15 protein-coding genes and 2 pseudogenes are annotated in these 9,639 nt (G+C 40.6%); 4 read left to right on the top strand and 13 right to left on the bottom strand.

The window, feature by feature from the left end; genetic code table 11:
• The 3 genes and pseudogenes from BGL89_RS18370 to BGL89_RS18360 all read left to right on the top strand — a co-directional run.
• Positions 1-104 (top strand): annotated as a pseudogene (locus BGL89_RS18370) (polyhydroxyalkanoate biosynthesis repressor PhaR); the annotation flags it as partial.
• Between the two features lie 132 nt (positions 105-236).
• Positions 237-512 (top strand): polyhydroxyalkanoate biosynthesis repressor PhaR, encoded by a 276-nt coding sequence (locus BGL89_RS18365; protein WP_286826966.1) that lies wholly within the window; start codon positions 237-239, stop codon positions 510-512.
• Positions 513-585: 73 nt separating this feature from the next.
• Positions 586-903 carry a DUF4164 family protein gene (locus BGL89_RS18360; RefSeq protein ID WP_079209767.1) on the top strand — a complete coding sequence of 106 codons (318 nt, stop codon included), beginning with the start codon at positions 586-588 and terminating at the stop codon, positions 901-903.
• 84 nt (positions 904-987) lie between these two features.
• On the opposite strand, the gene mnmE is transcribed toward BGL89_RS18360, so the two are convergent.
• A complete protein-coding gene (gene mnmE / locus BGL89_RS18355; protein ID WP_286826965.1) occupies positions 988-2,361 on the bottom strand; it encodes a tRNA uridine-5-carboxymethylaminomethyl(34) synthesis GTPase MnmE in 1,374 nt (457 codons plus the stop codon).
• Between the two features lie 53 nt (positions 2,362-2,414).
• Between mnmE and BGL89_RS18350 the strand changes: the two genes are divergently transcribed.
• A complete protein-coding gene (locus tag BGL89_RS18350; protein WP_286826967.1) occupies positions 2,415-2,948 on the top strand; it encodes a DUF2062 domain-containing protein in 534 nt (177 codons plus the stop codon).
• Positions 2,949-3,164: 216 nt separating this feature from the next.
• On the opposite strand, the gene BGL89_RS18345 is transcribed toward BGL89_RS18350, so the two are convergent.
• The 12 genes and pseudogenes from BGL89_RS18345 to BGL89_RS18290 form a co-directional block, all read right to left on the bottom strand.
• Positions 3,165-3,563, bottom strand: coding sequence for a HEPN domain-containing protein (locus tag BGL89_RS18345; RefSeq protein ID WP_002750396.1), 399 nt, complete (start codon positions 3,561-3,563; stop codon positions 3,165-3,167).
• Complete coding sequence (locus tag BGL89_RS18340; RefSeq protein ID WP_024971013.1) at positions 3,560-3,874, bottom strand: nucleotidyltransferase domain-containing protein; 315 nt, start codon at positions 3,872-3,874, stop codon at positions 3,560-3,562. The genes BGL89_RS18345 and BGL89_RS18340 overlap by 4 nt, the downstream gene beginning before the upstream one ends.
• Positions 3,875-3,978: 104 nt before the next feature.
• Positions 3,979-4,209, bottom strand: coding sequence for an HNH endonuclease (locus tag BGL89_RS18335; protein WP_286826964.1), 231 nt, complete (start codon positions 4,207-4,209; stop codon positions 3,979-3,981).
• A gap of 1 nt (position 4,210) precedes the next feature.
• Entirely contained in the window at positions 4,211-4,468 is a 258-nt protein-coding gene (locus BGL89_RS18330; protein WP_286826963.1) for a hypothetical protein, read from the bottom strand.
• A gap of 136 nt (positions 4,469-4,604) precedes the next feature.
• Positions 4,605-4,973 (bottom strand): DUF5615 family PIN-like protein, encoded by a 369-nt coding sequence (locus BGL89_RS18325; protein WP_286826962.1) that lies wholly within the window; start codon positions 4,971-4,973, stop codon positions 4,605-4,607.
• Positions 4,970-5,212 carry a DUF433 domain-containing protein gene (locus BGL89_RS18320; protein ID WP_286826961.1) on the bottom strand — a complete coding sequence of 81 codons (243 nt, stop codon included), beginning with the start codon at positions 5,210-5,212 and terminating at the stop codon, positions 4,970-4,972. The genes BGL89_RS18325 and BGL89_RS18320 overlap by 4 nt, the downstream gene beginning before the upstream one ends.
• A gap of 79 nt (positions 5,213-5,291) precedes the next feature.
• Entirely contained in the window at positions 5,292-5,729 is a 438-nt protein-coding gene (locus tag BGL89_RS18315) for a tetratricopeptide repeat protein (protein WP_286826960.1), read from the bottom strand.
• Positions 5,730-5,745: 16 nt separating this feature from the next.
• Positions 5,746-6,003: a ParE family toxin-like protein gene (locus BGL89_RS18310; RefSeq protein WP_002737575.1), complete on the bottom strand. Its 258-nt coding sequence runs from the start codon at positions 6,001-6,003 to the stop codon at positions 5,746-5,748.
• A complete protein-coding gene (locus BGL89_RS18305; protein WP_002736659.1) occupies positions 5,981-6,202 on the bottom strand; it encodes a hypothetical protein in 222 nt (73 codons plus the stop codon). The genes BGL89_RS18310 and BGL89_RS18305 overlap by 23 nt, the downstream gene beginning before the upstream one ends.
• 72 nt (positions 6,203-6,274) lie before the next feature.
• Complete coding sequence (locus BGL89_RS18300) at positions 6,275-8,965, bottom strand: tetratricopeptide repeat protein (protein ID WP_286826959.1); 2,691 nt, start codon at positions 8,963-8,965, stop codon at positions 6,275-6,277.
• A 7-nt stretch (positions 8,966-8,972) separates the two neighbouring features.
• Entirely contained in the window at positions 8,973-9,317 is a 345-nt protein-coding gene (locus tag BGL89_RS18295; protein ID WP_286826958.1) for a hypothetical protein, read from the bottom strand.
• Positions 9,318-9,558: 241 nt separating this feature from the next.
• A pseudogene (locus BGL89_RS18290) lies at positions 9,559-9,639 on the bottom strand (DUF3782 domain-containing protein); the annotation flags it as partial.

The raw sequence follows: 9,639 nt of genomic DNA, 5'->3' as shown, positions 1-9,639 counted from the left end.
CGGTAGAGGGAACCCAAAAAAATCAGGTCTGGACATTGATTATCCTTTTGGGAAGTGCCATTTTTACGGCCGCTTGGAAAGTATTTTTTTCAAGTAATATCTGATCTCTCTAATCCTCAACAAGACTACAGTTAAACGAACCCAAAAAGATTAACCGCTCCTGAAAGAAAATTTTCTTAAAGCCTAGACTTAAAATAAAATTATCCCCAACCAGATGCAGTATAGGAGTTTACCAAATGTCTAACGAAACTGTTACTTATTCCCTAGAAGCTGTCCTCACAAGGATTGAGGGGAAGATTGACAAAATCGATGAACGGTTAACCAAAGTAGAAATAGGACTAACCGATATCAAGGGGGATATTAAAGTGTTAGACGAGAAAATCGAAGGCATCGACAATCGTCTCAGATCGGTAGAGGGAACCCAAAAAAATCAGGTCTGGACATTGATTATCCTTTTGGGAAGTGCCATTATTACGGCCGGTTGGAAAGTATTTTTTTCCAGTAATATCTGAGTTCTCTAATTCTCAACAAGACTACAGTTAACCGCTCCTGAAAAAAATTTTCTTAAGTATAGGAGTTTACCAAATGTCTAACGAAACTGTTACTTATTCCCTTGATGTCGTCCTTAAAGAAATTAAAGACAGTATCAAGGAAGTTAGCCAGAAATTCGATAAGATTGATGAACGGTTTGATCGATTAGATAATCGCTTAACAAAACTTGAGATAGGACAAGCTGATATCAAAGGGGATATTAAAGTGTTAGACGAGAAAATCGAAGGCATCGACAATCGGCTAAAATCAGTGGAAGGAACCCAAAAAAATCAGGTCTGGACATTGATTATCCTTTTGGGAAGTGCCATTATTACGGCCGCTTGGAAAGTATTTTTTTCCAGTAATATCTGATCTTTATAATTCTCAACAAGACTACAGTTAACCCAACACAAAAGGATAAAAACTTGTTTCTGGTTGACCAGATTTTCTAATTGCTTACTTGCCAATACAAAAACGGCTAAAAATGCGATCAAGTATCGATTCAGTTACTTCTTCGCCGGTAATTTCTCCTAATGCTTGAATGGCAGTACGCAGATCGATCGACCAAAAATCAAAAGGTAAATCTTGGTCAATTGTTTTTTTGACCTGTTCCAAAGCAATTTTCGCCCTAGTTAAAGCGGCCGCTTGTCGTTGATTAATGGCTAAATCCAAATTAGCCGCCTGTAGTTCTTGATTTTGGACAGCATTAATAATACTTTTTTCTAAGTCTTCAATACCCTGATTTTGGGCGGCGGATAGCTTGACAACTCTCTCAATTTCTGCTGGGTAAATTATCATTTCGGGATTAGCTAAATCAATTTTATTAATCACTAAAATTAATCGGCGATCGCTGACAGAGCGATAAATTTCCTCGTCTTCCTCGGTCCATCCTGACTCTGCGGAGACGGTTAAGAGAACTAAATCAGCAGACCGGGCCGTTTGACGGGAACGTTCCACCCCAATTTGTTCGACTCGATCGCTGGCCGAGCGAATTCCTGCCGTATCGAGGACTTGTACGGGGATTCCCGCCACAACTAGCTGAGATTCGACAATATCGCGGGTAGTGCCGGGTAAATCGGTGACAATCGCTCGATCGCTCCGACTCCAAGCATTTAACAAACTGGATTTACCCACATTCGGCCGCCCCACGATCGCCACTTTCAGACCACTACGCAGCAATTCCCCGCGCTCGGCAGTGGCTAAAATTAAATTTACTTGACAAAAAACCTGTTCTATGCTATGAAGAATCGCCTCGTGATCCAAGGGCGGTAAATCCTCTTCAAAGTCAATACGGGCCTCTATTTCGGCCAAAATATCGAGACAGGTGGAGCGCAAATTGCGGATCGGTTGCGCGAGTTTCCCCTGTAAACCAGCGAGGGCAAATTGTGCCGCTTGGGGAGAACGCGCCCCAACGAGATCGACGACGCTTTCAGCTTGAGTTAGGTCAATTCTGCCGTTAAGAAAGGCACGCAGGCTAAATTCCCCCGCTTGTGCCAAACGGGCCCCATTTTCTAGACATAACTGTAACACCTGTTGTACGGGCATAATGCCGCCATGACAGTGAAATTCCACCACATCCTCGCGAGTGAAAGAGCGGGGTGCTAACATGAGCAACAGTAAAGCTTCATCGATAATTGCCTGACTTTGGGGATGCCGGATATAACCGTAGAGAAGACGATGACTTTGCCATTTTTGACGATTGCGGGTATGAAAAAGCTGACGAGCGATCGCCAATGCCTGACTACCGGATAAACGGACAATACCGATGCTACCCTGTTGCGGAACGATCGCCGTAGCGATGGCAGCGATCGTATCCCCTGTGTTTAACATCTCTTAATCACTCCTTGCTAAAATTGAACTCCGTATCAATTTTGTCAGCATTTATGCCCGAAAATATGCGTTCACGATCATTAAAAGCGAGAAAAAGCGGCAAATATTCGAGTAATCGCTTACTGCGATTTTTGCGCTATTGGTATATTCGCTTAATGCGATTACAAGGACATACTAGGGAAATTGCCAGGGGTTTTGCCTTGGGAGTTTTTTCGGGATTTTTCCCGTGGATGGGCCTTCAAATCATCGTCGCTATCTTTTTAGCCACCCTATTTCGTGCCAACAAAATCGCAGCTGCTGCAGGTACCTATATCAGCAATCCCTTGACCGATCTGCCAATTTTCCTGTTTAACTATAAATTAGGAGAGTTTATTCTTGGTCAAAGCGGGCGATCGAATCTGGGCAACATTTTTCAAACTAATCAAAGCTTCACCGAAAAGTTAGCTAGTTCTGGCGGCCAATTTCTTTTGACCCTGTTTTTTGGTTGCTTACTATCAGCGACGGTATTTGCTACTATAACCTATTTTGTTAGCTATCGCCTAGTTCATCAACGGTATCACCGGCGACAAACAAGGAGAAAACGCTGATAAGTCTAAACTATGATTTGAATGATTGAATGAATACGATGATTGTGTTGTATTTGGCAAGTCTTCATCAATGATCAATCATAGTCCATCCCATAGTCAAATTGATCGCAGTTAAGACGATGGATGTGACTGTCGCAGCATTTGTAAATTTTCCCGAATCGTTTGTGTATTGAGATGCTCTTTACTTAATGTATTGCTATACAATACTTTTGTCATTTAATCAGTAGGAAGCAGGTCTGAAATTATATTTAAAAAATCTCTCACTTTTGCAATGAAAGGAAGAACTTGTAATTCATCAAAATCTGCAAAGTCTGTATAATCTGCTTCGAGACGGTATTCAAACAATTCGTTATAAATTGCACCAAAGTCTTTTGAAATAATTTCACTACGAATGTAGTTTTTATTGAAGAGACTACGGACACCTGTATGTTTTGGAGATGAGAGATTATCATAAGCAAGTAAAGCCGTAACAGCATAAAAGCAACTATAGTATAGACGATTGATACAACTATTCCATCTTGCACCATCAGCAAGAGAACAAGCATCTTGATAAGCTTCCTCTGCACGATTTAAACGATACCTAATTAGTTGATCGTGGGGGGAATTTTTACTCATAGCATAATGGCTTCTTTGTTAACTGATTGCCAGAAAGGAGTAGTTTGTAATAAGGGATGTTCCCATTGATTTTTGCTGCGAACAATGGTACAAATAACTTCTTCTGTTTCCCATTCGATTTCATAAATTTGACGACGGATTTGAGATGTGCGAGTAGGGTTGGTGATCCCATCAACTAATACTAATATATCCCAATCGGAGTCTGGTTGAGCATCATTCCGCGCCCGTGAACCATAAAGAAATATTTGCGCTTGTGGTTCGATCGCTTGTACTGCTTGTTTAATTTTATTGAGTAATAGTTGTTTTTCCATGATTTTTTATGACCTTTTTTGTACTGCAAAACAATATTAACAATATAATCCATCCCATAATCCCATAATAAGTCTAAACTGTGATTGAAATGATTAAATGAATACTATGATTGTGTTGTATTCAGCAAGTCTGTACCTTTTTGTAAATTGCAAAAAATACAGGCGTAGCACAAATTATCAGCCGAAGTTGCTCCCCCATGTTTAACACTAATGATATGATCCACCTGACAGCCAGATACCCTATCAGAAGCAGAAATTAAGCAATATTCACAGAGAAAATCGGCACGTTCAGCAACTAATTTTCGCAATTCTGCACTAATGTAAGGTCGAGCCATTTTAGTTAGCTCCATTGAGATATTGGTGAGCTTTTGCTTTTGCTAGGGTCATAATATGTTCTAGCATTAAATAAGCATCGAGTTCCTGTTTTTCATCTTGGGTAAGTTCATTATTTTTAGCGTTATAAATTAGGTCTTCTAGGCGATTTTGAGCGGTATCGGAAAGATGAAAGTTAATCACCGATTGGGGAGTGGTTCCCCCTGCGATTAGTTCAATAATTTCGTTATAGACTTTGATGGTTTGAGTTGTTGTATTCATGGGTTTATTCTGTTGGGTTTATTGGGTAGGGAAAAAGCAATTACAATTTAATGAACTGTAAAAGAATTGCTGTTTTTCTATCAGGTTTAAAAGTGGCGATCGCTGTTTAATTTATATTAGGAACACTATTAATTTGTCAACCAGATTTTCTGATCCTAAACTTATTTTTATCCACAATTACCGTTGAGCCAATAATTTCTTCTATATCTACGGTATTGATAAAATTTTCTAAAAACTGTCTAATTTCTACCGCTATCGCATCAAAAGGAAATCGTAAAATAATCAGACCACAATGGGTATTGGGAGGATAATTTTTGATATTAGCCCATCCCAAATCACGGCTAATAATAATTCGCTGTTCTCGTTGAGCAAATCGAAATAGCTCAGGGTCTTTTGTGCCACTTAGTCCAGAGGTTTTTACATGAATAGCGTCATAACCTTTAGAATTTAGCAAGTTGCTTAAACTTAAGGGGCAGTCTTCATCAATTAAAAAGCGAATTTTCAACTGGGTTTCTCCATTGGATAAATGATTTCATTATTTAAAAGTTCAGAAAAATATGCTAAAGAAGCAAGAATTTGCTCTTGAGTAACTCCATATTCCTCCATGACTTCTTCATAGCTCATTCCTCCTGCCAGGGAACCAATAACAATGGCGATCGGGATTCGGGTTCCTGTTAAGATTGGTTTACCATGTTGAATTTTGTTATCTATGGTAATAGCATTATTTAATAAGTTGGTTGTCATTAATTTTCTCCGTTTAAGTTTGATTAAGAATAAACTGATTTAATTTCCTAAAAACTTGACATAATCCCATCAATCACAGTTAATACGATGGATGTTGCTGTTGTCGCATCTTTTGTAAACTTTCCCGAATCTTAACAGTAGTAGGATGATTCTCCCCTAAAGCTTGCTCGGCAATTGCTAAAGCTTGTAAATAGAGGGGTTCAGCTTCTTCGTACTTTCCTTGAGAATTGTACAATTTTGCTAAACCATTGAGGGAAGATGATACATCGGGATGATTCTCCCCTAATAGTCGTTTTCTCAATTCTAAAGCTTGTAAATAGAGTGGTTCAGCTTCTGCGTACCTTCCTTGGGATTGGTAGAGTTTTGCTAAATTATTAAGATTTTCAGTGATATTGGGATAGTTATCGCCTTCAAAAATTTCTGGACAGTATTTTTTTTGATTTGCCAGAAATTCCTGTGAGGTAACTTCAGTAAAATCTTGGTGGATAATATTGCGAAATTCTTGAGGATCTAGCATGGTTAATTTTCTCCTTCTATTTAATTAACTCTTCATACTCATCATGAGAACCAATCCAAAACCAGTAATAATCTTCACCTTTTTTCAATGCTAAAGCTCTATAATTCTCAGTTATTCGGACTGACCAGACATTTTTCCCTACTTTCTTGAAATGTAATGATCGATGGAAAACATTACTAATCCAGAGACGATAGGCTTTTTTTGCCTGTTGCTTAATGTAGGGAGGTAAGTTGGCATAACATTGCCAAAAATCAGGAGTTGTTAAGGATTTCATCTAAAGGCTTAACTTGATTGTTACTGATATCATTGTTGACTTTTTGTAATAGTCGATCGAGTTTCCCTGATTCGAGATCGTTTTTTATCTGTTTGTCCCAACTATCATCAAGATAGTCTTGTAACCAAGCTGATAATTGATGGATTTCTTCGTCAGGCAACTGGAGAATCGCGGATTCAATATCTTTGAGTGTAGTCATGATTGTTTGGTTGATTGAAGGTGATTGTATTATTTTATATTGTTGTATTATCGGATGGGTTAATAACCCATCCTACGGGAGCGACTCTAAGTTTTCCCGAATCTTAACAGTATTAGGATGATTCTCCCCTAAAGCTTGCTCGGCAATTGCTAAAGCTTGCAAATAAAGAGGTTCTGCTTCTGGGTATCTGCCTTGAGATTGGTACAAGTATGCTAAATTGTTGAGGGAAAGTGCCACATCGGGATGATTCTCCCCTAATAGTTGTTTCCTTAATTCTAAAGCTTGTAAATAGATGGGTTCAGCTTCTTCATATCTTCCTTGGGAATTGTACAATCTTGCTAAATTGTTGAGGGATTGTGCCACATGGGGATGATTGTCTCCCAAGAGTCGTTTTCTCAAATCTAATGCTTCCAGATAAAGAGGTTCCGCTTCTGTGTACCTGCCTTGGGAATAGTACAATGCTGCTAAATTGTTGAGGGATCGTGCAACATCGGGATGATTCTCCCCTAATAGTTGTTTCCTTAATTCTAAAGCTTGTAAATAGATGGGTTCAGCTTCTTCGTGCCTTCCTTGTGATTCGTACAATCCTGCTAAATTGTTGAAGGAAGAAGCTACAAGGGGATGATTGCTACCGAATAGTCGTTTTCTTAATTCTAAAGCTTGTAAATAAAGGGGTTCTGCTTCTGCGTACTTTCCTTGGGAACGGTAAAATACTGCTAAATTGTTGAGAGAAGAAGCTACAAGCGGATGATTGCTCCCGAATAGTCGTTTCCTTAATTCTACTGCTCGTAAATAAAGGGGTTCTACTTCTTCGTACCTTCCCTGGGAATAGTACAAGTTCGCTAAATTGTTGAGAGAAGAAGCTAAAAGGGGACGATTGTCACCTAATAGTCGTTGACTCAATTCTAATGCTTGTAAATATAGAAGTTCTGCTTCTTTGTACTTTCCTTGGGATTTGTACAATCCCGCTAAACCACTGAGGGATCGTGCAACATCGGGATGATTCTCCCCTAATAGTCGTTTAAACAATTCTAAAGCTTGTAAAAAGAGGGGTTCTGCTTCTAAGTATCTTCCTTGAGAATAGTACAATAATGCTAAATTGTTGAGGGAATATGCTACATTTGGATGATTCTCTCCTAATAGTCGTTTTCTCAATTTTAATGCTTGTAAATAAGGGGGTTCTGCTTCTTCATATCTTCCTTGATAATAGTACAATAATGCTAAATTGTTGAGGGAAGTTGCCACATCGGGATGTTCTTCTCCCAAGCGGTGGCGAGTTACTTCTAGACATTGCTTATACCAAGGTTTAGCTAAATCGTAGAATCCTTGTCCCTCATAAAATCGTCCCAATCCTGCAAAAGACGGGATTAAATCCTCATCCTCCAGCCATTGTTCTAACTCTGTCGCTGACTCAGCAATATGGGGAATAGATAGGGCGACGGCTTTTACTTGCTCCTTGGTTAAATCTTCAGGAATAGTCTTTGCCTCCTCCACCATACCCCGACAAAAGGAGCGTTTTAACTCATCCCCATCCTCTCGCAGTGCCAACTTAGCTTGAAAAAACTGTCGCACCAACGGATGAAACTGATAAACTTCTCCCTCTACCGCTTGCAACAGATGAAGATTGAGTAATTGCTCCTCTCTAATATCTTCCAACTCCTCCTCATCTTCAGCCGACAAACACCGCTCTATCACCAACCGCCAAGGAATAGGAGCCAAAGCAAAGAGACTGAGAAAACACCCTAAATCCCGCGCTGGCTGATTTAACTCATCCCAACTCACCTCAAAAGCTGCCTCTACCCCTCTTTGCGCCGTCATATCTCCCGAAGGATTCTGCAAAGCAGACAACTGTAAACCCTTATCTATCAACTGCTGCTGCATCGTTGCCAACGTCCAATTAGTACGCCGCTTGAGGAAACGCCCCACCAATTCCAACCCTAAAGGCAAATAACCCAGCCACGCACATAGCCCCTTCCCTACCTCTAATTCAGCTTGCAGACGTGACGCACCAATCAGAGATTCCAGTAAAGCCAGGGCGGCAGATTCGCTTAAAACGGGTAAGCGCAACTGCTCAAAAGATGCCGCCAGCCAATGTTGCCGAGTCGTAATCAACACCTTAAAGCGTTGTTCTTGGGGAGGCAAATAATCTTGGATTTCCCCATACTGATGCACATCATCTAAAATTAGCAGTACATCCCCCTGCGGTTGCCATCTCGCCCAACAATAATCCAATTGCCCCCGCAAATTCAAATCTTCCGGGGGAAACAAACCCAACAGCGACTTAGCAAAATTTAATAGTTGTACCCCCACCGTTTCCGCTTGCACCCCTATCCAACAAATACCGCCGGGATAAGTCGATTTTTTCTTATGATATAGCGCATACTGGAGTGCTAATTCTGTCTTGCCGACTCCTGCCATTCCCGTCACGACGGCGGTGATCGCAATTCTTTCTTGCTGCTGTAACTGGTGGTGCAGTTGTTTCATTGCATCTTCACGCCCGACGAAATTAACCGCCCCAGTACGCGCTCGATTGAGATTATTAGGCAATTCTGCTGATTTTTCAGCTTGGGGAGTCTGAGGGAGTTGAATGATTTTATCGCCAAGTACCTTATCGCCAAGTACCTTATCGCCGATGATTTGGTCTCCCTCTACATTCCCAGCAACACCAGAAACTGGTGCGTTGAAGTTTTGCTCAATCTTGGACTCTTCTGCCATTGCTCGGATATCTCCTTTGCCAAATTGTAGGATGAGTTCGTAACCCATCCCAATATCACTCTGCTGTTTTCCAACCTTCAATTAAAGCCATTGTTACATTGAGATAAGGATTATCTAGAAATTCCTCAAGGGCAGCTTTTCCCCCTGATGTCACCGCGCCTAGCAATCGCTTTCTGATGGTAGTTGACACCGCCGCATTGATGTAAGCTTCCTTTTGTTTTTCCGTCGCAGTGGGATTTGTCTCTTCCAGTTGTTTGAGCAATCGCTGAATTTCTGCGGCAGCTTCGGCTAAATCTTGCTTCTGAGGAGAGGCGTAGATAATTTGGTCTCCAGCAACTTTTCCGGCTACTCCATAAACGGGTGCATTAAAGTTCTGTTGTACTTCTGGTGAATCAGGCATAGCTCATACTCTCACCGATTAAAAGGAGGGACAATTTCATCGCCAATCTCTTCAGATTTCTGTTCAGGATATCGTAACAAAAATGGCCCTCTTGGATTTGGTGGATAAAATGTATTCTAAGATAAATTTCTCCTAGCGAGGGGGTGGAAGGAACCACAAAGACACAGAGGACACAAAGATCGATCCTATGTAAGTTAAACTGATCACACAGAACCTAGAAGATTTCGAGAAAAAGCTAAACCTACCAAACCTGGGGCGTAAACTCCGCATCATTTAAAATTATTACATTTTCCCCTGACTGCACCAATACAAATAAACCCTG

The organism is Microcystis sp. LSC13-02, from assembly GCA_002282935.1.
Classification (GTDB): Bacteria; Cyanobacteriota; Cyanobacteriia; order Cyanobacteriales; family Microcystaceae; genus Microcystis.
Note: the sequence above shows the minus strand (reverse complement) of the source record. Positions and strands in the feature narration are given on the sequence as shown.

Coding starts and splice junctions, on each gene's coding strand:
- BGL89_RS18365 (WP_286826966.1), top strand. CDS start 237: ATGTCTAACGAAACTGTTACTTATTCCCTAGAAGCTGTCCTCACAAGG.
- BGL89_RS18360 (WP_079209767.1), top strand. CDS start 586: ATGTCTAACGAAACTGTTACTTATTCCCTTGATGTCGTCCTTAAAGAA.
- mnmE (WP_286826965.1), bottom strand. CDS start 2,361: ATGTTAAACACAGGGGATACGATCGCTGCCATCGCTACGGCGATCGTT.
- BGL89_RS18350 (WP_286826967.1), top strand. CDS start 2,415: ATGCCCGAAAATATGCGTTCACGATCATTAAAAGCGAGAAAAAGCGGC.
- BGL89_RS18345 (WP_002750396.1), bottom strand. CDS start 3,563: ATGAGTAAAAATTCCCCCCACGATCAACTAATTAGGTATCGTTTAAAT.
- BGL89_RS18340 (WP_024971013.1), bottom strand. CDS start 3,874: ATGGAAAAACAACTATTACTCAATAAAATTAAACAAGCAGTACAAGCG.
- BGL89_RS18335 (WP_286826964.1), bottom strand. CDS start 4,209: ATGGCTCGACCTTACATTAGTGCAGAATTGCGAAAATTAGTTGCTGAA.
- BGL89_RS18330 (WP_286826963.1), bottom strand. CDS start 4,468: ATGAATACAACAACTCAAACCATCAAAGTCTATAACGAAATTATTGAA.
- BGL89_RS18320 (WP_286826961.1), bottom strand. CDS start 5,212: ATGACAACCAACTTATTAAATAATGCTATTACCATAGATAACAAAATT.
- BGL89_RS18315 (WP_286826960.1), bottom strand. CDS start 5,729: ATGCTAGATCCTCAAGAATTTCGCAATATTATCCACCAAGATTTTACT.
- BGL89_RS18310 (WP_002737575.1), bottom strand. CDS start 6,003: ATGAAATCCTTAACAACTCCTGATTTTTGGCAATGTTATGCCAACTTA.
- BGL89_RS18305 (WP_002736659.1), bottom strand. CDS start 6,202: ATGACTACACTCAAAGATATTGAATCCGCGATTCTCCAGTTGCCTGAC.
- BGL89_RS18300 (WP_286826959.1), bottom strand. CDS start 8,965: ATGGGTTACGAACTCATCCTACAATTTGGCAAAGGAGATATCCGAGCA.
- BGL89_RS18295 (WP_286826958.1), bottom strand. CDS start 9,317: ATGCCTGATTCACCAGAAGTACAACAGAACTTTAATGCACCCGTTTAT.